We start from the raw sequence: 24,169 nt of genomic DNA on the forward strand, positions 1-24,169 counted from the left end.
TTCTTATTTCACTTTCTTTTTTTCAGCTCTTTCTCTCGCTTTTTTTATATAGCTTTCTGCATCTGGTGTTTTACATGATGTCGCACCGTGATCAACCTCTACTTTTCCAATTTCACGCGCAATTTCAATCGTTTGTCGCTCTAAGTCTTCATTACGAATTCCTATTGCGATTAAAGCACTATTCATCGCTTCTTTTTTTCTATTTTTTTCATTATGTATATTTTCTTTAATCTCTTCTAAGTACGGAGAGAAGAAATCATCATGTAACGCTTTATTTTTAATCGCTATATTTGCTAATAAAGACCAGCCAGCTCTTCCAATCCATTCATCATTAAACTTTGTCCACTCTTCCATTCTTTCTATTGCAATTGGCGAAGTACATATAGATGTCATAAGAACATCCATTAAACAGTAATAATCAACATCCTGAACCCAACTATTAAGCTGTTCTGTCGTTATTTTCTTCGGATCTAAAATATAAGTTGCTAATGTCATTGCGTCCATATTTTTTGTTTCCCACAATTCAACTGCTAAATCATGATCTTTTTTTAGCTTCTTTTTTAACAATTTTAAATTCGCAAAACTAACTCCGAATAGTGGCTCTTTCGCTCCGTGGTTTTTATACGTTTTACGATTTTGTTCTGTTCCATATTTCTCTAGTTGCTGCATTACTTCCTCAAGAAACATATACCCACCTCTTTATCTTTTATGTTGACTTTATACATGTATGCACGATATATTCTACATTACTTTTTGGTTTTCCTATATTTATTTTTAAAATACGGTATGTGAAATTTCTAAACATTACACAGCCACACCATCAAAAAACTGTACCAGTTAAACATACAGTTTTTTGATGGTCCTCTCTATCATTTGGTCTATCCCCTATTTTTCAACTAATTTTTTTACATCTGACCACTCTTCTATTGACCCTGCGTCCGGAAAAACTGTAACTACATTAAAATTCGCACCTTTTTCTTTCCCAATTTGTTTAGCAGCTAATAAATTCGCTGCCGCAGAAGTTCCTATTTTTATACCAGTATCTTTGTAAAAACGTGCCATTTCATACAGGGTATCTTCATATGAATAAGTCCATTGTTTTTCTATCAAATTTTCTTCCTGTTCTATGAAACGTTGTTTCCTTCCTAAGCCGAACCCACCTGATCCAGCATATTTCTTTAAATCATTTGGTGGTTGTTCCGAAGCATAAGGCAATTCAGCAGGCATTACTAAATGTAGTTCAACATTTTTTGTATAATTCTTTATTGCTGTATAGCCTCCCATTAGAGTTCCACCAGTACCAGCAGATGCTACCCATGCATGTATTGGTTTTCCAATCATTTGTGCAATAATTTCTCGTCCTGTACCTTCAATATGACTTACTATATTTGCATTATTATAATGTTGGAATAAAAAGTATAATTCTGGATTTTGTTTGCTAATCTCTATTGCCTTCTCAATTACTGCGTAAAACCCCTTACATTTATCAACTAAGATTACGTTAGCACCATAATATTTGAGTTTATTTAATAGAGATTGACCAGTTGCAGAACTTAACACTAACGTGCATTCAATCCCTAAACAATTACAAATACACCCAATTGACCTCGCTAAGCTTCCACCACTATACTCTAAAATATTTTGTTTTTTGTCCGCTTCTTGTAAATATTTATTAATCATTCCAAGTGCGGCCCTATCCTTAATTGATCCTGTAGGATTATGCCATTCACATTTAGCATAGATAGAAAGGTTCTTCGTTTCTTCGCATTCTAATTTCATGAGAGGTGTATTTCCAACATGTTTAGAAAACTCTTTAAAATGTTTTACTATCATACTTTTATACCTCCTTCATAAATTATGTTTATTACATTTGCTCTTAGCCAAAATCTTTCTACATTTTAATAACTCTCTCAATAAGATTTTCTTATATAAAAATCCCTACAAACACTGTAGGGATTTATGTCTAAATCATTTTGTTACACTCTATTTCATATAATAATAGTTTCTTTATTCAGATGCATTCATAAGCACAATTCTCCAACCATCTGGATCCTCTATTGTGGTTCCTTTCTCTATCCAATACGGGTTTTCTGGTTCCACCTCATGATAGCCCATATTACTTAATCGATTCACTATCTTTTCAATTTCACCTTTATTAGGCATATAAAAAACTAGTAAATTATCTTTTGTCGGTGCCGGACATGGACTTCCATTAACATGTGTAGTAAACTCCAAATGATATTCTTCATCTGGTAAACCAAACATAACCCCGTCATATCCTTCATGATTGTGAAATTCCCCTATACGTTTTAATCCTAATCCTGTTTCATAAAAACTTATCACTTCTTCAAATCTATCTGTTGGTCTTGCAATTCTAAATTGAACCCAATTCTTCATGCAAATCTCCTCCTTTTCATTTTCCAAAGCTTTATAGTAATTAGTATAGGTTACATATATTCCCTTTAACATCCCTCATTAGTGTGAGCTTCCTAAGTTGAAAGACCTATAAGTTAATAAACAATAGGACTTTCGTATAAAATTCATATAAAATTAGTTATATAAATGTAGAGATGAAATACAAGCTATTACGTATGAAATAGTTCTCCTTGCAGGGCCTTTATATACCGATCAGCAGATCTTTGTACAGCTTTATTTGCATCTTCCACCACACCATGAAATGCATTATATAGTCGACTAAATTGGATATCTTTTACTTTCTCTGCCATATCTCTAACTTTATTCGCTGGTAATGGAATAAGATTGGGATAACTATACATAAAACTTACCCATTTTTGATCCGAAACTACTTGTATAATATCACCTGATAACAAAATACCTTTCCCTTCATTACCGTCTTTCCAATGTATAACAGTCCCGCCCTTAAAATGGCCTCCTAAGCGATGTAATATAAGTTCTTCCGATAACAAAAGATGCTCCCCAGACCAAAATTTAATTTGCTTACTCGGACGAACCACCCACTCTTTATCATCTTCATGAATATAAATAGGTACATTGAATGTTTCTGCCCATTTAACTTGTGTAGAATAATAATGTGGATGAGAAAGTGCTATTGCTTGAATACCACCTAAATCATATATACGTTGTATCGTTTTATCATCTAAATAACTAATGCAATCCCACATAACATTTAGAGTTTTACTTTGTATTAAAAATGCTGTTTGTCCAATCGCAAATTTAGGTTTAGTAGTAATGCTATACAAACCGCTTTCTTCTTTTATTATTTCGTTTTTGTATAAATTGCTATTTTGCATTGTTTCTAATGTTGTCCATGACTGCCCAATTGGATTAACATATTGTCTTTCCTCATTACAAATTTTACAACGAGAAGGTGCTTCTTCATTTTCGGGATACTGTACTCCACATGTAGTACAAATATAATTATTCATATTCCCACTCCTTTTTTTTATATAATTATTTCTTTACCAATATTTTAATAAAAAACAAAAATATTCGAATCAATAATTGGAACGAAAATGAAGTGATACGAAAGTATGATTAGTCTCCTTTCGTTTTAAGACTTTAGTCTAATTCCTATAAATTTTTTATTTCCTACTTCCAAGAAAATAGAGTTTTAATTTTATTAAAACTTTCTAATATATTTAATCCTTTAATCGTTAAAAGAAGGAGCAAATCTTCATAAAATAAACGAATAAATTAATAGTTTTTGTCAAAATTTTAACACAACAATACTTACTAACACACATCAGGGGGATATTAGGCTTAAATTAAGGAAAGATTTTAATAAAAAGCATTATAATGCTTTATGAAGGAATTACTGCATTAGGTGCTATTATGTTGTACGAGGTATTTAATATAGAAGTTTGTTGATAGAAATATCGGATCAATTAAATTTGATGATTGAAGAGTTTGTAACGAGAGATGAATATTGATTTCAAGCTTCATTTTAGGGGAAATAAACATCACAAACTACATGAATTAAAAAGTAGCCTTAAAGCAAAAGTCATATCCATGAAATGTTTAAATTCATATACAATTTTATACAACCACTTTTTTATAAAGCAAGAAAAGTGGTTGTATGTTTTAAAAAGTATTTTTTGTTACAAAATCATGCTACACATTTCATTAAACTACAACTACTCATTTTCTTTTTTCTTCTTTTGTTCCTCAGATGGCTCTTCTGTTGGATCTGGTTCTTGCTCATCCTTTTTGTTTAATTCATTATTTTTTTCCTCCTGTCTTTGTTCAGAAGGTTCCTCCGTTGGATCTGGCTCCTTTTCATCTTTTGGAGCTGGATTACAGCCAATTAATAATCCTACTGTAAATATGCTTGTCATTAATATTGAAAGTATTTTTTTATAATTCAATTAAAGCACCTCCTAAAATTAATATCCCTTGTATTGTTTCCAATTCACCATTCAATTTATCCAATCATTTGTGATGTTTCTTCCAAAATGACATTCCTTTAAAATCTTGCATACTTTTTGCCAAACTTTTTTACACTTGTAAAAAAGTTTTTTTGCATTTCCCTACCTATAATTGCTAATATAGTAGAGTAGAACTTTTATAGAGAGAAGGAAAATTATGCACAATGGAATTCGAATGACAACTTTGGTAAAAAGGGCTATGTTGGTTTGTGCGGGGGTATTATTTACATACGAAGCCGCTTTAGGATCAGTACATACTGCTTTAGCTAGTACAGAGGATGAAGCAAAATCTGTTCAACTTGTAAGTGAGATTCAAACATCTCTTGCTCCGAAAGAGGCTCCAAAGCATTATAACGGACAAGTTAGAAAAGTCGCTTACTTAACATTTGATGACGGTCCCGGAAAATACACAGCTGAGCTTTTAGATATGTTAAAGAAAGAAAATGCAAAAGCAACATTCTTCCTAATTGGTTCAAACGTAAAAGCTTTCCCTGATCTTGTAAAACGCGAAGATGCTGAAGGCCACTACGTTGGGATGCACAGTATGACTCATAACTACAAGAAACTTTACACTGAAGGTCATTATGTAGATGAAATGAAGGAAGATCAAGGCTTAATCGCTGGTGTTTTAGGTAAATCACCAGTATTAACTCGCCCATCTTACGGATCAATGCCAGGATTAAACGAAGCTCTTCGCAACAAAGTTGTAGAAAATGGCTTAAAGGTTTGGGATTGGACAATTGATTCTTTAGACTGGAAATATAACAAAATGCAAGTTGATGCTGCATCTGCTAAAATTGTAGAGAACGTACTACATGGTGCTACAAATCCAACAGAAGTTATCCTTATGCATGATATTCATCCACAATCGGTAAAAGCAGTACCTGGAATTATTAAAGGACTGAAAGAAAAAGGATATGAATTAGAAGCATATAATGAGAACGAACACTTCCCATTAAACTTCTGGCATGATAATCGTATGTAATGAAAAGACTTGATTCCCTCTAGTAGGTTATCAAGTCTTTTTTATCGTTTTGGGAAATTTCTTTGTTGCTCTTCAATAAAAAGAATAATCTTTTCTCTGTCCTCTTGTGTAATACTTATAGAAAATTCGTACTCCTCTTCCTTACACCATGAAGGGGTAAGTTCCTGAGATAATCGGACTACAATTTGAAACTCATCTTCATTTTCCCCCATTAATTCAAACGCTATATTAGGCTCTATGAAATCTAGTTCGGTATATGTAGGATTCGGTAATGATTGAAACCATTTTTTCATACGCTGTAAGTCGAACGTTTGTAGAAAAGGATCCATCGTTTCAAAAACTTTATTTCCTTCTGACAGTTTCGCTTTTACTATTAGCCAATTTCTATCACACTCCTCTTTTGCATCTTTAAATTGGTATTTCACCACCTCTAAATGTAATACTATTTTTTTATTTTGAAAATTCATAAATTCCTCCTCTTCTTGCTATAAAACTTTTACTTTATAAATTTGAAATTTATACGCCTTTCTTAACTTGTAAGACACTTTCTATCTCCCATTAATTTCAACTCTTAGATATAATGATTTTTATTTACTAATACATATGACTGATTTTAACATATCATCCTTTATACATTAAATAAATTTGATTTGCAATATAATCTGAACTAAAGTGAAGTCCATTCCTTATCCACCACATGATAATCCCTACCAAAGAGGCTGTTTTAATATCAACTGCAACGTAATCATCAGGTAAATTCTTTTTCGTATTCTCTCTTCTCGTTTCTATTAATTGCTTTAAAAATAAAAACAATTGCTCCTCAAATTGATTCATTTTAAATAATATAAATAAAAAATTTCGGTGAATATATAAATAATCTAGCAATTGTGTTAGCTTTTGTTTTTCTGATAAATCTTTTGCATGTATTAAATCAACAATTTTATTTGAATGCTCATTTAAAATTTCGCTAGTGATTTGGTCTAGTAAATCTTGAATATCTTGATAATGCAAATAAAATGTTGTTCGATTTAACCCTGCTTTTGTTGCGATTTTCTGAACCGTTAAGCTTGAAATAGTAGGATTCGCCAATTAGCAGGTGCTATTGGAACAGCAGTTATTATCACGGTGTATACAATTCAATCCACTTCACACATTTCACAGTTATCTAGTGAGAATGGAAATATATCAGCTATGCAAGTAACAAACTTATCTTCTATCTATAGCTCAAGTGATGCGTACGTATTTATGTTAGTCTTATCTATTGTGGCTTTAATTATTGCATGTTTCACGCCTAAAAAAGTAATAATCAAAGATACGAAAGTAAATCTTCAAACAAAAAATGATAATTAAAAATTAAGCACTTAAAAGATGGTTCCAGAATTGTACCGTATCCATCTTTTTAAGTGTTTATGCACCATAATTATAATCCTTAATTACTATTTGAAGAGATTGTATTTTAATAAATAATCCTTAGAATTCTTAATACGGAATAGCTTATAAGTACATATTAATTATAAGGAGTGATATATTTATGGATTTTCTTTCACCTGAATATTTGTCTGCCTTATTAGCAATTATCGTAATCGATTTAGTGTTAGCCGGAGATAACGCCATTGTAATTGGATTAGCAGCAAGACGATTACCGAAAGATCAACAAAAGAAAGTTATCATTTGGGGAACCGTTGGAGCAATTGCTATAAGAGCTCTTGCTACTTTAGTTGTCGTTTGGTTATTAAAAATACCAGGATTACTTTTAATTGGTGGTGTACTTCTTATATGGATTGCTTACAAATTAATTGCTGAAGGCAAAGACCATGATATTAAGGCAGAAGAAGGATTTTGGTCTGCTATTAAAACCATTATCATTGCTGATGCGTTAATGGGTATTGATAATGTACTCGCTGTTGCAGGAGCTGCGCATGGTAACTTTTCTTTAGTAATCATCGGGCTATTAGTTTCTATTCCTGTAGTCGTATGGGGCAGTACATTGATTTTAAAATGGGTAGATCGTTTTCCTGTCATCATTACGATTGGAGCAGCGGTTTTAGCTTATACTGCTGCAAAAATGATTGTAGATGAGAAATGGTTCGCTGGATTTTTCGAAAGTAACCCTTTCATTAAATGGGCATTTATCATTATGATCATTGTTGGTGTAGTGTTCTTCGGAAAAGCAAAACAAAAAGCAACAGCTAGTTCTGTCTAATAATGATGGTATATTTACAAATAAAAAGCGCTATTCATATGAATAGCGCCTTTTATTATTTAGCTTCCCCTTCCGGAGTCGTTTTTACCTTCGTTTTGTTTTTATCACGATTGTTATAGTTATACTTCGAACGATCTACTGGAGTGAATCCTTCCGGTGTGTAGAATCGTAATAAGTCACCATTTACGACTTGGTCAGAGTATTTTAGTGAGTTTTGAACCATTTGTTCATTTTTCTTTATTTCATCTGTAAATTCTACAGGTTTTCCAGTTGTTGTATCATAGTATTTGCCGTTTAGTGCAGTAACAGTTGGGCTTACGTAGTTACCGTTACGGAACGCAACGACTTGTTTATGCTCTGGTGATAATAAATCTGAACCGAATTGAACATAGTTTTTCGTATCTGTACCTAGTAAGTGTAATAACGTAGGAAGAACGTCAATTTCACCGCCATATTGATGTTGTACGCCACCTTTCACTCCTGGTACACGAACGATTAAAGGCACACGTTGTAACTGTGCATTTTCAAATGAGTTCATTTCTTTACCCATTACTTTTGACATTGCTGCGTTATGATTATCTGAAATACCGTAATGGTCTCCGTACATAACGATAATTGAGTTATCATATAAACCAGATTGTTTCAAGTAATCGATGAAGCCTTTTACAGATTCATCTAAATAGCGTGCTGTTTGGAAGTACGTATCTACTGATGAATCACCTGTTGTTGCTGGTTCAATCGTTGCTTCTGCCTTATCAATTGGATAAGGGAAATGGTTCGATAACGTAATAAACTTCGTATAGAACGGTTGTTTCAACGTTTGTAATAACGGAATAGATTCATTAAAGAACGGTTTATCTTTTAATCCGTAGTTTACTACGTCTTTTTCATTCATATCGTAGTATGACGCATCAAAGAATTTATTAAAACCAAATGATTTATAAATATCGTCACGGTTCCAGAATGTTTTGTAGTTACCATGGAATACTGCTGATGTGTATCCTTGTTGTCCTAAAATAGCTGGTGCTGATTGATACGTATTATGAGATTTCGTTGTAAAGACAGAACCTTGCGGTAAACCAAACATTGAATTCTCTAACATAAACTCCGCATCAGATGTTTTCCCTTGTCCTGTTTGATGGAAGAAGTTATCAAAGTATAGCGTATTCGCATCTTTTGTAAATGAGTTTAAGAACGGTGTAACTTCTTGACCATTTAATTTGTAATCAATTAAGAAGTTTTGGAATGACTCTAAATGAATATAAATTACGTTCATTCCCTTTCCTTTACCGAAATACTCAGGATTTGGACTTGCATAAGTTGATGTTAAATAATTTCGTACTTCTGTCATATTATCGCCATCAGCTAATGCTCGTTCTGTCGATGCTTTCGCACTTTGAATTCCATCATAAATTGTGTAGTTGTATGCCCCTAAATATTTCACAATATAATTACGGTCAAACGTTCTTGTTAATAATTCCGGACGGTCAGACTCTGCAAGACCTAAATTAACACTGAATAATAAAATACCTGCTACAAATACTAGAGATACTTTATGCTTCGCAACACGAATTGGTTTTGGATTTGCAAATTTTGTTGCAACTAACACAATTAATATAATCGTGTCTAAGAAGTATAGTGGATCATAAAGATGTAGCAACGCAAGAATACTACCACCTAAATCTCCAAAGTTATTCGTTTGTGTTAATGTTGGGAACGTAATAAAGTCACTGAAAAAGCGATAGTAAACTACGTTTGCATATAAAAGAATCGACAATAACAAGTTGATAACAATTAACCAAATATAAGATCGCTTCCCTTTTGCAAATAATGCAAGTCCTAAAAATAGAACTGCTGAACTAAGCGGGTTAAAAAACAGCAAGAATTTTTGGATTGTGTTTGAAATTCCTAAATTAAATTCCGTTACATAGGCTGCATACGTTTTGAGCCACAATAAAATAACGGCAAACAGAAAGAATCCAAAATGATTGCTTAACACACTTTTGCTCTTTAATAAGAACTGTTTCATTTCTCCACCTCTTTTGATCATCCAAGGCTTATTTTTTATAAGTCTGTCTCTCTATTCGATTTTTCTTCTTCAAATAGATTTTTTTATTTAACTATATGAAGAATATTAGTAATTATAATTTGAAGCTTGTATTTATTCAACTATTTCTTTTTAAACATTTTGACCTTGGTTTCTATTTAATAAAATAAATTTGTAACATTTCCTGTTTTCTCCCAAGATTCATCCACTAATTATGACATCCCATACTATATACCTTTATAAACTCATTCGCAAACTATTCTATCTCCAATTTTGGTACATATTTCACATGACAAAATAATGTTATTTAATTATATTGCTCACCTTACATTCCCCTGCTTCAACTAAATCTTAAAGTCATTACATCTCTTCCATACATGAAAAATCCTCATGTTCACTAATATTATATTTGAATAATTATTCATTTGCCCCCACCAATGGTGTTATGTTTTCTCGACAAAAAAACTCGCTCTAAAAAGAGCGAGTTTTTTCATTATATATTATTGACCTTTGTACATTGCATCTACTTGTTTTTGAAGTTCTTCATTTTCTAAGTACTCATCGTAAGTTGCTTCTTTATCGATTACACCGTTTGGCGTTACTTCGATAATGCGGTTTGCAATTGTTTGTACGAACTGATGGTCATGAGATGTGAATAACATTGTACCTTTGAAAGCAATTAAACCGTTGTTTAATGCAGTGATAGACTCAAGGTCTAAGTGGTTCGTTGGATCGTCAAGTGTGATTACGTTCGCACCACTTAACATCATTTTAGATAACATACAACGAACTTTTTCGCCTCCAGATAATACAGAAACGTTCTTCTTAACTTCTTCACCTGAGAATAACATACGGCCTAAGAAACCACGTAAGAAGCTTTCTGACTCATCTTGTGGAGAGAATTGGCGTAACCAATCAACTAAGTTATAGTCACTGTTCTCAAAGTATTTAGAGTTATCTCTTGGGAAGTAAGATTGAGATGTTGTAACACCCCATTTGAATGAACCGCTATCTGGCTCCATTTCACCCATAAGGATTTTAAATAATGTTGTCATCGCGATATCGTTACGACCGATAAATGCAACTTTATCACCTTTATTTAAAGTGAAGTACACATTATCTAACACTTTTTCGCCATCAATTGTTTTAGAAAGGCCTTCAACAGTTAATAAGTCATTTCCTATTTCACGCTCAGGTGTGAAGCCAACGAATGGGTAACGACGTGATGATGGTCTAATATCATCTAATGTAATTTTATCTAATAATTTTTTACGAGAAGTTGCTTGTTTCGCTTTAGATGCGTTTGAGCTAAAGCGTGCAATGAAGTTTTGTAACTCTTTTACTTTCTCTTCTTTTTTCTTATTAGCATCTTGTGTTAATTTTAAAGCTAATTGGCTTGACTCATACCAGAAGTCATAGTTACCAACATAAAGTTGAATTTTACCGAAATCAAGATCAGCCATGTGCGTACATACTTTATTTAAGAAGTGACGGTCATGGGATACAACGATTACTGTATTTTCAAAGTTCATTAAGAAGTTTTCTAACCATTGAATCGCTTTTAAGTCCAAGTGGTTGGTAGGCTCATCTAGTAATAGAATATCAGGTTTACCGAATAATGCTTGAGCAAGTAATACTTTTACTTTCTCTGCACCAGTCAATTCTGATAATTTTTTGTCATGAAGATCTTCACCAATACCAAGACCTTTTAGAAGGATTGCAGCTTCTGACTCAGCTTCCCAACCGTTAAGCTCAGCGAACTCACCTTCAAGTTCTGCAGCACGCATTCCATCTTCATCACTAAAGTCTTCTTTCATGTAAATAGCATTTTTCTCTTGCATTACTTTGTAAAGTTGCGTGTGACCCATAATTACTGTTTCTAATACTGGGAACTCTTCATATTCGAAGTGGTTCTGTTTTAATACTGCTAGACGCTCACCTGGCGTAATATGTATATCACCTGTTGATGGTTCAATTTCTCCAGATAAAATCTTTAGAAATGTTGATTTACCAGCACCGTTTGCTCCGATTAAACCGTAGCAGTTACCTGGCGTGAATTTTATGTTAACATCTTCAAATAATTTGCGATCCGCGAAACGCAAACTAACGTTACTTACTGTAATCATTTGTGTCCTCCTACTAATACCGCTTATTTCAGCGTTTTCTCACCGATTGTCTTAAAAAATCGCATATTACGACTCAATTATTGTAGACTATAGCTATTATATAGTAGAAGCTGGATGAATAGCAACGGTTGATTACCTTTCTACAATGAAATCGGATAGTTTTTATCCATTCCCTTAGCTATGGTATGTATATCATCGACCTCTTTCTCATGTTACCATTCACTTCTCGTTGTGTAATACATTGGATTCATTTTCCATTTAAGATTTTATATATAGAAAAACTGTAGAGAAATCATCCCCTACAGTCTTCACTTATTTCGTATTTATTATTTTTTCTTTATAACTCTTCAATTTACTCGTTAACCCCATTAAAGCAGGTAACAATATCGGCATCACGATTAAAGCTAATAGTAATAGTGCAACGCCAACAACTGATGCAACTTGTATAAGTGTTAACACACCTGATGGAATTAATGCTGCAAACGTCCCTACTAAAATTAGCGCCGCCGATAATACAACTCCTCCTATATGACGAGATGCAGTTACAATTTTTGTTACCGAATCCCCTTCGATCTCGTTATAGCGCATCATTACGAAAATACTATAATCCACTCCTAAAGCGACAATCATAATGAAGCTAAAGAATGGAACATTCCAGCTTAATGTATCTACATGTAATACATGTGCACTAATTTGTTCGCTTATACCAAGTGATGCGAAGTACGCTAATAGTAATGAGCCAATAATAAATATTGTGTTTAGTAGTGAGCGTGTAATTACGATTAATACAATGGCAATTCCAATTAACATAATTGTAGCTGTACGTAAAAAATCTTGACCTGTTACTTCTTTTAAATCAACGTTTCTAGATGTTGTTCCGCCGATCGCTGTTTTCGCATCATGTAATTCCGTTCCCTTTACAGTGCCATCGATTGTTTTATTAATTTCTTGAATAATTGGCATCGCTTCTTTGGAATACGGATTTACATCTAAAATGATGGTCATTTTAGCAATTTTTCTATCCTGTGACATGTACGTGTTCAATGCTTTTTGGAAATCTTCTCCCTCTAGCACTTCTTTTGGAATATAAAATTTCTCAGAGCTTTTTGATTCATTCAATTCTCCTAAATATTTCTGAGCATCCCCTAGTCCGTTACTTACCTTTTCGAGCCCTTCTGTACTTTTAGATAATCCTGATTGTAATTGCCTCATCTGTTCTTGCAAGTCTTTCAGCCCGGTTAATAACTGGCCTTGCCCATCATTTATTTTTGTTAATCCGGTTTGTAACTCAGATGACTTGTTCGCAATTTGTTTAGAACCTGAAGCACCTTCATCTAATCCATTTTTAAGATCAGCTGCTCCTTTTTGTAATTTAGTAACTCCATTGTTCATTTCTTTTAAACCGTTATCCACTTTCAATAACGATTGATTCGCTTCTTTAAATGAGCCCATCGCCGCTTTATGATGCGTTGCTAATTGATTTAATTCATTTGAAAGCACACCTAATTGCTTCTGAGCCTCTTTAGCAATTCCTATCGTTTGTAGTATGTTCGGATCATTTGCTAATTCTGGTTTCGTTTGAATAAAATTGGTCATTAACACTTCAATTTGTTCATAACCTTTTTTCGCACCATCAATTGCTTGAGAAATACTTCCGAAGTATTGATCGTAAGAGCTTAAACCTTTTTCTAACTGTGCATAACCAGCATGAAGTTGTGAAGTTGCATTAGATAAAACATTTATATTTTCATTTACTGAAGTTAATCCACCCTCAATTTGTTGCGCACCTTGTGCTCCGTCATTTATACCACTTGATAGTTGATGTAAAGCTGTTCCTAATGCCGTTACACCGTTTTTCGCTTCGTTTGTTCCATCAATTAACTTTTGAACGTTTGCAAGACTATTTGAGTCTTTACTACCCATTTTATCTTTCGCAGCAGTTAACCCATCATTAATGTCCTTTATACCACCATTGGCATCTCCTAACCCCGTATTTAGTTCTCCAGCTTGTTTATTTATATATAGTTCTTTTATCCTTTCCCCAGTTGGACGCGTCGGTGAATATACTTCTGACACACCTTTCACTTTCAAAATCTTATCAGTTAGTTCATCTAAAGTTTGAAGAGAACTCGCCTCGTCTAACTTGTTATCCGATTGAATGACTAACGTACTTGGTGAAGAAAAACCAGGTGGAAAATGTTCTTCTATTACGTTAATCCCCTTTTTCGATTCATATTTATTATCTACTTCAAATAAATCATTGTAATTTAGTGTGTTAGAATATTTCATTAGGAAAGGAATCGATATCACAAATACAATGATTAAAGCTGCGAATGGTCTTACTACTGAGTTTTTCGCAAGAAATCCCCATAAACGACTATCCTCATGACCTTTAAATGTTTTTACTGGATAAAACATTCCTTTTCCTAAAAGCACCATAAAAAATGGATTTAACGTAGTTAATACGAGTAATAATACTGCGACACCAATTGCTACGGCTGAAGTAGACTGATATAATTTAAAACTCGCTAAAGCAAGAGATGCAAAACCAATTAGTACTGCTATCCCACTATATAAAACGGTTTTCCCTGCCGATTTAAACGTTTCTTTCGTAGCTAAAAATGCATTTTCTTGTTTACTTAATTCTTCCTTAAACCTTGTATATAATAAAATGTTATAGTCTGTTCCAACCCCAAACAGGACAACAACTACAAACACTTGTGTAAAGTTAGAAAACGGAAAATTAAATTGATCTACTAGATGGGCAATAATCCCCATTGAAACTAAATATGATACACCCACTGTAAGCAGAGAAACGATTGGAACAATTGGTGAACGAAATACAATGATTAATACAACTAAAATGAAAATGATAGAAATAACTTCTGTCTTTTTCACTCCCTCTTGAGAGGATGTAAGAAAATCACCCGCTATTAAATCACTTCCTGTTAAGTACGTTTTAACTCCCTTCGGTTTAATTTTATTATGAAGCCCATTTGCAATTTTTGATATTTCACCATGTTTTTTATCTACAGAAATTTGCGTTAAAATGGTCGTATTGTCTTTAGATATCAATTGTTTTTCCAAGTCTTTATTATCTAAATGTGAAACAACTTCCTTAATTCCTAATTGCTCTTTTTCATTTTGTAAAGCGTTGATTGTTTTTATTATTTCATCTTTTTGCTCAGTTGTTAAAGCTGCTTTACTTCCACTATTAAAAACAGCTATAACATCATATTTTTCTGTCCCGTCTTTATCCATCTCTCTTATCATTTTGTCAGCGATACTACTTTGCTCTGTATTCGGAATCGTAATATGCCCTTTTTCTTTCACTAATTTATCCATATTAGGCATCGTTACGATCATTGTAATAGTAATAACTATCCATAATAGAAAAGATAAACTTCTCCAATTTTTTAGCTTACTCATTTTAATCATCTCCCGTTTTGAAAGTATAATGTTAGTTCCGGAATGAATATTCATTCTTATTATTTTGAAACTTTTTTTAGGAATGAACGTTCATTCCTATCATTCTATTGATTTATTCTATAGACCCTATTAAACTAATCTTTTCCGGAATGAATGTTCATTCCTTTGGTTGCACAAATACCCTCTCCTACTTTCATTTTTTAAATCTATTTAGGAATGAATATTCATTCCTGTCCTTATAAAGCTATAGAATCAAATGATTCTAATAGCATTCCAAGAGCTTTCTTCCAATTCTTTTACTAACTCTTTCGAGTATTCTAATTGCCCTGTTGCAATTACTTTCGTTAATGCTTCTAGCGGCTGATATACAATAATAATTAAAGCAACTGGAGGCAATGGACGAAGAAAACCTTTTGCGATTCCATCTTCAATAATATTCATAAAGAAGCCTATAAAATCGTCAAATATTTTCTTACTTTGTTCATCAAGAAAATAACTGTCACAGTGAGAATTTGTAAATAAAAAAGCGTCCACATTGTTTCTCGCAAATTCAAATAAACGGTTGTACGTATGACTAAACTGTTCACGAATATTTGCTTCAACAGGAAAATCTGTTTTTATCATTTCAGAAAGCTCTAACATACTTTTTGAAAATAATGAGTTAACTAGTGCCTCTTTATTTTCAAAATAGCGATAAATAGTACCCGCACCGACTTTTGCCTTTTCAGCGATCATTGGAATTGTCGTACCATCGTAACCACGCTCTGCAAAAAGTTGCATCGCAGCATCAAAAATATCCTCTTGTTTGTTTTTAGCCATTTTTTCCACCTCTATTTTTAGGAATGAAAATTCATTCCGTTTTTAATTATAAATTACAAGGACTAAAAGTCAAGTGCGTAACTACGTATAGTTGCAATTTTAATCCCTTGTTTGTGAATCAATTTATATCAGCGGTTTTTAGAATACATCGACTTACCGACAAAAACGAGAACCAAAGAGAAAACCGTCCCAAATTTTGTTTGGGACAGCTCCATTTCCTATTTAAAGCTTAAAAGAAATCATAAATAAAAGCTTTACGTACTGGAACTATATTCTCAAATGCTTGTATTTCCTCTTCGCTTCCGCTAATGAATTCTAGTTCATTAAGTTCTAACGGACGCTTGTAGCCAAACATTATTGTAGATAATGCGTTAATATCCAGCTTAATTCCTTTATCTATTGTTTCCTCTTTCATAATTGTTATTTCATGATTCGCAAGCCTCACTGATACGTTGTTCCACGGAGCAAATGCGTCTGTAATGTGTAGAATCACTTCTTGCTGTACATTGTTCCAGCTCAACTCATATTGTTTTAAAAACTGCTCTACATCTACAATTCTTCCCATAAAATATGGTTTTATTTCTGTCTTCACGCGTGGCTCTTGCAATGAATATAGCAACGGTTCGTTTTCACTTACTGTCATTTCAAGTTCTTTAATCATAGAATCATGCTGGCAAATAAAGTTCCACAGACCATTTCGTGCTTCATTACGTAGTGGTACAAATTCTTCTACTGTCATTTTATAGTTTTCTATTTTGTATAACATGTAACCTGCTGCCTTTTTATTTTCATCATAGTAAATCGCTAATGTTAAATCATCATAAACTGCTTGTAACCACCAGTTCTTCTCTCGAACTAACATACCTGAAAAACGTTCTGCAAATACTTCATAGAGCTTCTCGACTTCTTCTGGATGATTTTCTTTATTGAAACGTTTCACAGTGCCATTTACTTGTTTTTTCATCACTAAATCGCTCTTAGTCATATGACATGTGACTAAATTCGCACAAAGTTCCCAGCCGTATTTACGGTAAAATGAAACAGCAAATGGATGTAACATAGAGACTGTATAGCCATCTTTTTTCATTATTTGAAGTGAATGTTGAAGTAGCTCTTTTACATACCCACTTCTTCTGTACTCTGGATACGTCGCTACTCCTGCAACGCCACCCATTTTAAATTTTTCTTTACCTATGTAAATATGAAACGGAATAAGATGTAGTTTTGCTGCTAAGTCTTCCCCTTCCATAATGCCGTATATTTCATGACTTTCCTTCATCTTTGTAAGTTGCTGCTGTAATCGTTCCTCATCTACTTTATATTGAAAAGCGTATTCTGATAAACGTAATGCTTCTCTGAACTTATCTTCTTTTAATTGCATGACATTCATATAATTCTCCTCCATTCCCTGTTTGAATTGTATCACAATTCTTACTTTTATAGTTCGGTAAGTGAAATTACAAGGACGTTTTAACAAAAAAAGCAGATACATCACGTATCTGCTTTCCATCTTTATTATTTAGCTAACTTTTGAAGTTCATCAAAGAATGTAGGATATGATACACCTACTGCTTCTGCATCTTCAATAATTATTTTCCCTTCTGCCAGGCAGCCAGCAATCGCAAGCATCATTCCGATGCGGTGATCACCGTAACTATTTACTGTATTGCCTTTTAAAGCTGATTTTCCGTAAATGATCATGCCGTCATCAGTTGCTTCTATGCGAGCTCCTAGTTTCGTTAACTCCGCAACGACTGTATCAATACGATTTGTTTCTTTTACTTTTAATTCGTGTGCATCTCTAATAACTGTAATACCTTCTGCTTGTGTTGCCGCTAAAGCGATAACTGGAATTTCATCGATTAGTCTTGGAATAATATCCCCACCAATTTCAATTCCTTTTAATGAAGATGTTTCAATCGTAATGTTTGCAGCTGGTTCTGATGCGCCTTCGTTAATCGGCTCTATAGTAAATGTAGCACCCATTTTCTCTAAAACATCAATAATACCTGTACGAGTTGGATTCATTCCTACATTTTGTAATATTAGTTTACTATTTGGGATGATTGCACCTGCTACTAAGAAAAATGCTGCTGATGATACGTCACCTGGCACTTGAATGTCTGTTGCTGTTAATTTTTGTCCACCTGAAAGCTTCACTGTCTTTCCTTCTCGAGTTACTTTAACACCAAATGCTTCAAGCATTCTTTCCGTATGATCGCGGGAAATATGTGGTTCTGTAACAGCTGTTACACCTTCTGCGCGAAGCCCTGCAAGTAAAATAGCTGACTTTACTTGTGCACTTGCAACAGGAGAAATATATTCAATTGCTTTTAAATCTCCACCACGTATTGTTAGCGGTGTAAATGTTCCTTCTTCTCTGCCGTCAATGTTTGCACCCATTTGTTTTAATGGGTTTGTTACACGCTTCATCGGTCTTTTTGCGATAGATTCATCACCTTGTACGCAAGAGAAAAATGGTGTGTTAGCTAATATACCTGACATTAATCGAATTGTTGTACCAGAATTACCAACATCTAATACAGCTTTCGGTTCTTGTAAACCTTCTAATCCTTTACCAACTACAGTAACTTCATCACCGTTTTGCGTAATTTCTACTCCCATTTCTTTAAAACATGAAATAGTACTTAAACAGTCTGCACCGGACAAGAAACCTTTAATTGTTGTTTTCCCTTCTGCAATCGAACCGAACATAACAGCACGGTGTGAAATGGATTTATCACCTGGGATTGTAATATTGCCATTCAATCCGTTATTAACAGGTTGTATTGTTCTTTCTTTCACGTTTTTCACCTTCTCATTTAAATTGTTTCATAAGTTTGGTATTCTTCTTCTCCAAGCGCTAGCTTTGCTTTCATACGATCTTCTTCCCTTTGGAAGCTAATACGTAATACCCCAAGCAGTCCTTCACGCGCTTCTAATATTTGCAAGTTCGTAATACTAATTTCCTCGCGCGCTAAAATACTCGTAATATGAGCCAATGCCCCCACCTTATCTAATACATCAACGTATAAGTCGTGATAAGCAGGAATTGCACCACTCTTTCTTACTGGTAAAGAATCACGGTATTCTTTCGCATCTGCAAAATAGTTTTGAATCTCGCCTGCATCTCCAGTAGAAACTGTCTTATATAAACCTTCCATTTCAGAGATCCACTCTTTTAATAATACCATTAAATGCTCTCGATTTTGCTTTACAATATCACTCCACATTTTCGGACTACTAGATGCGATACGTGTAATATCTTTGAAACCTCCAGCAGCTAGCTGATGAATGAGCGGATTATCTCCTGCATGCTTCTCAACTTGCTTTACTAAACCTGCTGCGATAAGATGCGGGAAATGACTAACGATCCCTGTTACATAATCATGTTCTTCTGTATTTAAAACAAGAAAATGTGATCCTGTTCCTTTTAACCATACTTTAAGGTCTTCCACTTGTTCATTTGGTACATGATTCATCGGTGTTAAAATGTAAAATGCATTTTCAAATAAATGCGCCTTTGCGCTTTCAACTCCCGTTTTATGAGAACCCGCCATCGGATGTCCCCCAATGAAAGAAACTTCCTTTGAAAATAAAGCTTCCGCTTCGTTCATAATAGACCCTTTTGTACTACCAACATCAGTCACTATAACATCTTCTCGTAAACGGAATGACGCAAGTTTGTGTAATAACTTCTTCGTTTCTTCAACTGGAGAAGCAAAAACAATTAAATGTGCCTCTTCACATGCATGTTGTAAATCAACTGCTATTTCATCTACTACGTGTAATTCTTTTGCACGCTCTACTTGCTCTTTAAATATATCATAACCTGTTATCATTACATCGTGCTCTTTCTTAATTGCTAATGCGAGAGAGCCTCCTATTAAACCTGTTCCAATTAATACTACCTTTTTACGCATTTGCCTCATCTCGAGACTTACTTTTTTTATTTTCAAAGTGTTGTTTTAACACTGAAATCACTCCTTCATTTTGCTCCCTTGTTCCAACTGTAATACGGACACCATTTGGGAATGGACGAATAATAAACCCTGCATGTGCGCAAGCTTCATAAATCTCTCCAGCATTATCTACCGGTAAGAAGATGAAATTAGTTTGTGACGAATAAAATGGTATACCGTTTTCCTTACAGAAACTCTCGTATTGCTGTAATCCTTCTGTATTCACGCGAACTATTTCTTTAATAAACTCGTCATCACTAAAAGCAATTGTAGCTGCTTTTTGCGCTAATGAAGATACGTTAAATGGTAAACGTACAACATTTAATTTCTCAATTAGCTCTTCCTGTCCGATCGCATATCCAACGCGGAAAGAAGCTAATCCGTATGCTTTAGAAAACGTTCTAAGTACAAGAATGTTTTTATGTTTTTCTAAAAGCGATAATGTCTCAGGGAAGTCTTTTGCTGTTACGTATTCATAGTACGCTTCATCAATGACAATTAACGTATTTTCACTAATGCCTTCAATAAATTGAGTTAATTTTTGCTCATTCACATATGTGCCCGTCGGGTTGTTCGGATTACAAATCCATACGATTTTCGTATTATTATTTACCGCTGACGAAATTTCGTCTAAATCGTATACACCTTTATTTAAAGGAATTTCTTTCACTTCACAGCCTTCAATAATCGCATGATGACGGTACTGCGGGAATGTTGCACCTGCTGTTACAATGTTATCTCCCGCTCGTAATACGGCGCGGCTTATTATTTGAATGATTTCATCTAAACCACTACCACAAAGTACTTGTTCCATTTGCACATGCAACTTATCTGCGATTGTTTGACGGAGCGTTGTAGCACCTCCGTCAGGATATAAAGAATGTTCCAACCAAGATTTTTGCAACTCTTCTAAAACTCTCGGTGAACAACCGAATGGATTTTCATTCGATGCTAATTTCACAAACGAATGATCTCCGTACACTTCTTTCATTTGTTCTGGTGATTTACCTGGTTTATATGGTTGTAATGATGATAGTTGATCCTTTACTTGCACGTTAAACCCACCTTTTTATTAAAATTCTTTTGCGTAGTTATTGTGTTGCATAATGTTTTGTTTTAATAATTCCATACGATCTTTTCCGAATTGTTCGACTAGTGCATCTGCAAGTTCCCATGCCACAACAGATTCAGCTACTACACCCGCTGCTGGTACTGCGCAACTATCAGATCTTTCAATACTCGCTTGGAATTCTTCTTTCGTATCAATATCAACGCTTGCTAACGGTTTGTATAAAGTAGGAATTGGCTTCATAACGCCTCTTACGACAATTGGCATACCTGTTGTCATACCGCCTTCTAAACCGCCGGCATTATTCGTTTTTCTCGTGTATCCTTTTTCTTTATCCCACAGAATTTCATCATGCACTTTGCTTCCAGGTTGTCGTGCCGCTTCAAAACCTACGCCAATTTCAGCACCTTTAAATGCATTTATACTCATAATTGCACCAGCAAGTTTTGCATCTAATTTACGATCGTAATGAACGTAACTACCAACGCCAATTGGCATACCTTCTGCAATGACTTCCACGATGCCACCGATTGAATCTCCACTACTTTTTGCGTTGTCAATCGCATTCATCATTTCTTGCTCTACTTCTTTATCTAAACATCGAACTGGTGAGTTTTCAGTAATTGTTTGAATTTCTTCAATTGATAAGTTTGAAATATGTTTTGCTTTTACTCCACCAATTTCAAGAACATGTCCTGCAATTTCCACGCCTAATTCGCTTAAAATTTGTTTTGCAACTGCACCAGCAGCTACACGAACTGTCGTTTCTCTTGCAGATGAGCGCTCTAATACGTTTCTTATATCACGATGACCATATTTAATTGCTCCATTTAAATCCGCATGTCCGGGACGTGGTTTTGTAATTGTACGTTTCATGTCTTTACTTTCTTTTTCCGAAATTGGCTCGGCACCCATTACTTTCGTCCAATGTTTGAAATCATCATTTTTTACGATTAACGTAATCGGTGATCCAAGTGTCATCCCGTGACGAACACCACTTACAATTTCAACTGTATCTGTTTCAATTTGCATGCGTCTTCCGCGTCCATGACCTTTTTGTCTTCTTAATAATTCTTTATTAATATGTTCCGCCGTAAGTGTCAAACCTGCTGGTACACCTTCTAAAATAACTGTTAACTGCGGTCCATGTGATTCTCCAGCTGTAATGTATCTCATTTCTCTTGCCCCTTTACTATTTTTTTGTACAAAAAAGTCCCTACTGAGCGCTCAGTAGGGACGATGTTTATCGCGGTACCACCCTAGTTGTAGACAACTGTCGTCTACCTCTCTTCTTCTTTAACGATCGTTTGACCGTCTTCCCCTCCATAAGTTGTCGGGAAAGATGCTCCAAGGCTGTAATTCATGCTTACCTTTGTACTGATTCACACCGACCATCAGCTCTCTTTAACAGTGAGATAAGCACTACTGTTTCCTCTTCAATGCATATATGATATGAAATTAAGATAATTTATTTTTGAAACCTTTTAACTCATCCATGAATCTATGGAATTCTGGAATGTCCATTTGTTGTGCAGAATCTGATAATGCAACTGCTGGATCTGGATGCACTTCAGCCATTACTGCATCTGCGCCAATTGCAAGTGCCGCTTTCGCTGTTGGTAATAATAAATCTCTGCGTCCAGTTGAATGTGTTACATCAACGATAACTGGTAAATGTGTTTCTTTCTTTAAAATTGGTACTGCAGAAATGTCTAATGTGTTACGTGTTGCTCTTTCGTATGTGCGGATACCACGCTCACAAAGAATAATTTGATCGTTGCCTTGCGCAATGATGTATTCCGCTGCGTTAATGAACTCATCAATTGTTGCTGCTAATCCACGTTTTAATAATACTGGTTTGTTAACTTTACCTACAGCACGTAATAAATCGAAGTTTTGCATGTTACGTGCACCAACTTGAATTACATCAACGTAGTCTAATGCCATTTCAACATCGTTCGGATTTAAAATTTCACTAATAATTGCTAAGTCGAACTCGTCTGCTACTTGACGTAAAATTTGAAGTCCTTCTACTCCTAAACCTTGGAAATCGTATGGAGATGTTCTCGGTTTGAATGCACCGCCGCGCATTAATTTTAAGCCTTGATCTTTCATCGCTTGCCCTACTTGACGAACTTGCTCTAAGCTTTCTACTGCACAAGGTCCCATGATGAACGTTTGTGCTCCGTTTCCAATCAATTCACCTTTTACATCAACGATTGTATTTTCTTGTTTCTTTTTACGTGATACTAGTAACGCTTTGCGGTTATCATCTTCTTGTAACTCTAAGCTTGCTTTGAAAATCGTTTTGAAAATATGTTGAACAGTTGATGTTTCGAATGGTCCTTCGTTATGCTCTGCGATCATATCAAGTACTTCACGCTCACGTACTGGATCAAAGCGTTTCGTACCTTGTACTTGCTTTTGCTCTCCAATTTTTTGAACAATTTCACCACGTTTGTTTAAAAGGTGTAATAGTTGTAAGTTAATTTCATCTACCTGTTTACGTAATTGATCTAATTCATGATTTGCCATTTGGAAATCCTCCTCTAATGTTTTAAAAGTATAGTAAGAGAATAAAAGATTCTCTATTTTCTGAACTGGTTAATTATACAAATTTATAGTGGAATCGATACCTCTTCTTATTTTAAACTAATAATTCGTACAAAGACATGAACTACTAGTTAAAAACCCACTTTTTTGTACAAAAAAGCCCTACTGATGCAATCAGTAGGGACGATATTTATCGCGGTACCACCCTAGTTGTAGACTTCTTTCGTCTACCTCTCTTCATTGTTAACGATCATCTGACCGTCTTTCCCTTCATAAAGACAAATACTATCTTTACTACGAAAAAGATGCTCCAGGACTGTAATTCGCTCTTGTTTTTGTACTGGTTCGCACCAACCACCAGCTCTCTGTTACAGGGAAACAACAACTACTGCTTTTCCTTTCAATGCATGACTATTTTATTTTCAAGTTGGACCACTAAAATACAAAAAGTCCCTACTGAATAAATCAGTAGGGACGATATTTATCGCGGTACCACCCTAGTTGTAGACTAACTTTCCGTCTACCTCTCTTCACTGTTAACGATCAATTGACCGCTTTTTCCTCATAAAG

General features: G+C 34.5%; 19 protein-coding genes, 1 pseudogene and 3 other annotated features (1 of these 23 running past the window's edge). Of the genes and pseudogenes, 3 read left to right on the forward strand and 17 right to left on the reverse strand.

Translation table 11 applies throughout. The annotated features are described in order from the left end of the window. Positions 1–3: 3 nt before the first annotated feature. From BCG9842_RS14425 to BCG9842_RS14445, 5 genes are all read right to left on the reverse strand, one after another. Positions 4–687: a DNA alkylation repair protein gene (locus tag BCG9842_RS14425; RefSeq protein WP_000478213.1), complete on the reverse strand. Its 684-nt coding sequence runs from the start codon at positions 685–687 to the stop codon at positions 4–6. Positions 688–885: 198 nt separating this feature from the next. Next, positions 886–1,833: a PLP-dependent cysteine synthase family protein gene (locus tag BCG9842_RS14430; RefSeq protein WP_000635843.1), complete on the reverse strand. Its 948-nt coding sequence runs from the start codon at positions 1,831–1,833 to the stop codon at positions 886–888. A gap of 174 nt (positions 1,834–2,007) precedes the next feature. Beyond that, complete coding sequence (locus BCG9842_RS14435) at positions 2,008–2,397, reverse strand: VOC family protein (protein WP_000800678.1); 390 nt, start codon at positions 2,395–2,397, stop codon at positions 2,008–2,010. Between the two features lie 188 nt (positions 2,398–2,585). Further along, positions 2,586–3,407 (reverse strand): hypothetical protein, encoded by an 822-nt coding sequence (locus BCG9842_RS14440; RefSeq protein WP_001067271.1) that lies wholly within the window; start codon positions 3,405–3,407, stop codon positions 2,586–2,588. Between the two features lie 708 nt (positions 3,408–4,115). Further along, complete coding sequence (locus tag BCG9842_RS14445; protein ID WP_001106975.1) at positions 4,116–4,346, reverse strand: hypothetical protein; 231 nt, start codon at positions 4,344–4,346, stop codon at positions 4,116–4,118. A gap of 217 nt (positions 4,347–4,563) precedes the next feature. Here BCG9842_RS14445 and BCG9842_RS14450 point away from each other — a divergent pair, with 217 nt between their 5' ends. Next, entirely contained in the window at positions 4,564–5,391 is an 828-nt protein-coding gene (locus BCG9842_RS14450) for a peptidoglycan-N-acetylglucosamine deacetylase (RefSeq protein WP_000551449.1), read from the forward strand. 41 nt (positions 5,392–5,432) lie between these two features. On the opposite strand, the gene BCG9842_RS14455 is transcribed toward BCG9842_RS14450, so the two are convergent. Next, the gene (locus BCG9842_RS14455; RefSeq protein WP_001010973.1) at positions 5,433–5,858 is read right to left on the reverse strand and encodes a WapI family immunity protein; all 426 of its coding nucleotides are present in this window, start codon (positions 5,856–5,858) and stop codon (positions 5,433–5,435) included. Positions 5,859–6,012: 154 nt separating this feature from the next. After that, positions 6,013–6,474, reverse strand: a pseudogene (locus BCG9842_RS14460) (TetR/AcrR family transcriptional regulator); the annotation flags it as partial. A 42-nt stretch (positions 6,475–6,516) separates the two neighbouring features. Here BCG9842_RS14460 and BCG9842_RS14465 point away from each other — a divergent pair. Both BCG9842_RS14465 and BCG9842_RS14470 read left to right on the forward strand, forming a co-directional pair. Beyond that, entirely contained in the window at positions 6,517–6,741 is a 225-nt protein-coding gene (locus tag BCG9842_RS14465) for a hypothetical protein (RefSeq protein WP_000288051.1), read from the forward strand. Positions 6,742–6,922: 181 nt separating this feature from the next. Next, positions 6,923–7,594, forward strand: coding sequence for a TerC family protein (locus tag BCG9842_RS14470; RefSeq protein ID WP_000346946.1), 672 nt, complete (start codon positions 6,923–6,925; stop codon positions 7,592–7,594). A gap of 55 nt (positions 7,595–7,649) precedes the next feature. Here BCG9842_RS14470 and BCG9842_RS14475 read toward each other — a convergent pair whose 3' ends face one another. The 10 genes from BCG9842_RS14475 to BCG9842_RS14520 all read right to left on the reverse strand — a co-directional run bounded on the left by BCG9842_RS14475 (position 7,650) and on the right by BCG9842_RS14520 (position 23,581). Further along, the gene (locus BCG9842_RS14475; protein ID WP_000808776.1) at positions 7,650–9,623 is read right to left on the reverse strand and encodes an LTA synthase family protein; all 1,974 of its coding nucleotides are present in this window, start codon (positions 9,621–9,623) and stop codon (positions 7,650–7,652) included. A 518-nt stretch (positions 9,624–10,141) separates the two neighbouring features. Beyond that, entirely contained in the window at positions 10,142–11,767 is a 1,626-nt protein-coding gene (locus BCG9842_RS14480; protein WP_000633860.1) for an ABC-F family ATP-binding cassette domain-containing protein, read from the reverse strand. A gap of 312 nt (positions 11,768–12,079) precedes the next feature. Next, complete coding sequence (locus tag BCG9842_RS14485; protein ID WP_000040249.1) at positions 12,080–15,196, reverse strand: MMPL family transporter; 3,117 nt, start codon at positions 15,194–15,196, stop codon at positions 12,080–12,082. Positions 15,197–15,448: 252 nt separating this feature from the next. Next, on the reverse strand, positions 15,449–16,015 hold the full coding sequence (locus BCG9842_RS14490; protein ID WP_001107300.1) for a TetR/AcrR family transcriptional regulator: 567 nt from the start codon (positions 16,013–16,015) through the stop codon (positions 15,449–15,451). 229 nt (positions 16,016–16,244) lie between these two features. Then, positions 16,245–17,405 (reverse strand): GNAT family N-acetyltransferase, encoded by a 1,161-nt coding sequence (locus BCG9842_RS14495; RefSeq protein WP_001102038.1) that lies wholly within the window; start codon positions 17,403–17,405, stop codon positions 16,245–16,247. Positions 17,406–17,530: 125 nt separating this feature from the next. Beyond that, positions 17,531–18,820, reverse strand: a complete 1,290-nt coding sequence (aroA, locus tag BCG9842_RS14500) for a 3-phosphoshikimate 1-carboxyvinyltransferase (RefSeq protein WP_000664636.1) — start codon at positions 18,818–18,820, stop codon at positions 17,531–17,533. A gap of 17 nt (positions 18,821–18,837) precedes the next feature. After that, entirely contained in the window at positions 18,838–19,938 is a 1,101-nt protein-coding gene (tyrA, locus tag BCG9842_RS14505; protein WP_001228126.1) for a prephenate dehydrogenase, read from the reverse strand. Next, positions 19,931–21,031, reverse strand: a complete 1,101-nt coding sequence (hisC, locus tag BCG9842_RS14510) for a histidinol-phosphate transaminase (protein ID WP_001197269.1) — start codon at positions 21,029–21,031, stop codon at positions 19,931–19,933. The genes tyrA and hisC overlap by 8 nt, the downstream gene beginning before the upstream one ends. A gap of 18 nt (positions 21,032–21,049) precedes the next feature. Further along, positions 21,050–22,222 carry a chorismate synthase gene (gene aroC, locus BCG9842_RS14515; RefSeq protein WP_001269426.1) on the reverse strand — a complete coding sequence of 391 codons (1,173 nt, stop codon included), beginning with the start codon at positions 22,220–22,222 and terminating at the stop codon, positions 21,050–21,052. A 53-nt stretch (positions 22,223–22,275) separates the two neighbouring features. Next, positions 22,276–22,495, reverse strand: a binding site (T-box leader). Between the two features lie 9 nt (positions 22,496–22,504). Further along, positions 22,505–23,581: a bifunctional 3-deoxy-7-phosphoheptulonate synthase/chorismate mutase gene (locus BCG9842_RS14520; protein WP_001273573.1), complete on the reverse strand. Its 1,077-nt coding sequence runs from the start codon at positions 23,579–23,581 to the stop codon at positions 22,505–22,507. A 194-nt stretch (positions 23,582–23,775) separates the two neighbouring features. Continuing rightward, positions 23,776–24,012 (reverse strand) — a binding site (T-box leader). Positions 24,013–24,066: 54 nt separating this feature from the next. After that, positions 24,067–24,169: a binding site (T-box leader), on the reverse strand (it continues 133 nt past the right edge of the window).

Origin of the sequence: Bacillus cereus G9842 (assembly GCF_000021305.1) — a bacterium.
Classification (GTDB): domain Bacteria; phylum Bacillota; class Bacilli; order Bacillales; family Bacillaceae_G; genus Bacillus_A; species Bacillus_A thuringiensis_S.

Coding starts and splice junctions, on each gene's coding strand:
- BCG9842_RS14430 (WP_000635843.1), bottom strand. CDS start 1,833: ATGATAGTAAAACATTTTAAAGAGTTTTCTAAACATGTTGGAAATACA.
- BCG9842_RS14485 (WP_000040249.1), bottom strand. CDS start 15,196: ATGAGTAAGCTAAAAAATTGGAGAAGTTTATCTTTTCTATTATGGATA.
- tyrA (WP_001228126.1), bottom strand. CDS start 19,938: ATGCGTAAAAAGGTAGTATTAATTGGAACAGGTTTAATAGGAGGCTCT.
- BCG9842_RS14455 (WP_001010973.1), bottom strand. CDS start 5,858: ATGAATTTTCAAAATAAAAAAATAGTATTACATTTAGAGGTGGTGAAA.
- BCG9842_RS14480 (WP_000633860.1), bottom strand. CDS start 11,767: ATGATTACAGTAAGTAACGTTAGTTTGCGTTTCGCGGATCGCAAATTA.
- BCG9842_RS14520 (WP_001273573.1), bottom strand. CDS start 23,581: ATGGCAAATCATGAATTAGATCAATTACGTAAACAGGTAGATGAAATT.
- BCG9842_RS14475 (WP_000808776.1), bottom strand. CDS start 9,623: ATGAAACAGTTCTTATTAAAGAGCAAAAGTGTGTTAAGCAATCATTTT.
- BCG9842_RS14490 (WP_001107300.1), bottom strand. CDS start 16,015: ATGGCTAAAAACAAACAAGAGGATATTTTTGATGCTGCGATGCAACTT.
- BCG9842_RS14425 (WP_000478213.1), bottom strand. CDS start 687: ATGTTTCTTGAGGAAGTAATGCAGCAACTAGAGAAATATGGAACAGAA.
- aroC (WP_001269426.1), bottom strand. CDS start 22,222: ATGAGATACATTACAGCTGGAGAATCACATGGACCGCAGTTAACAGTT.
- BCG9842_RS14495 (WP_001102038.1), bottom strand. CDS start 17,405: ATGAATGTCATGCAATTAAAAGAAGATAAGTTCAGAGAAGCATTACGT.
- BCG9842_RS14435 (WP_000800678.1), bottom strand. CDS start 2,397: ATGAAGAATTGGGTTCAATTTAGAATTGCAAGACCAACAGATAGATTT.
- BCG9842_RS14450 (WP_000551449.1), top strand. CDS start 4,564: ATGCACAATGGAATTCGAATGACAACTTTGGTAAAAAGGGCTATGTTG.
- BCG9842_RS14440 (WP_001067271.1), bottom strand. CDS start 3,407: ATGAATAATTATATTTGTACTACATGTGGAGTACAGTATCCCGAAAAT.
- BCG9842_RS14470 (WP_000346946.1), top strand. CDS start 6,923: ATGGATTTTCTTTCACCTGAATATTTGTCTGCCTTATTAGCAATTATC.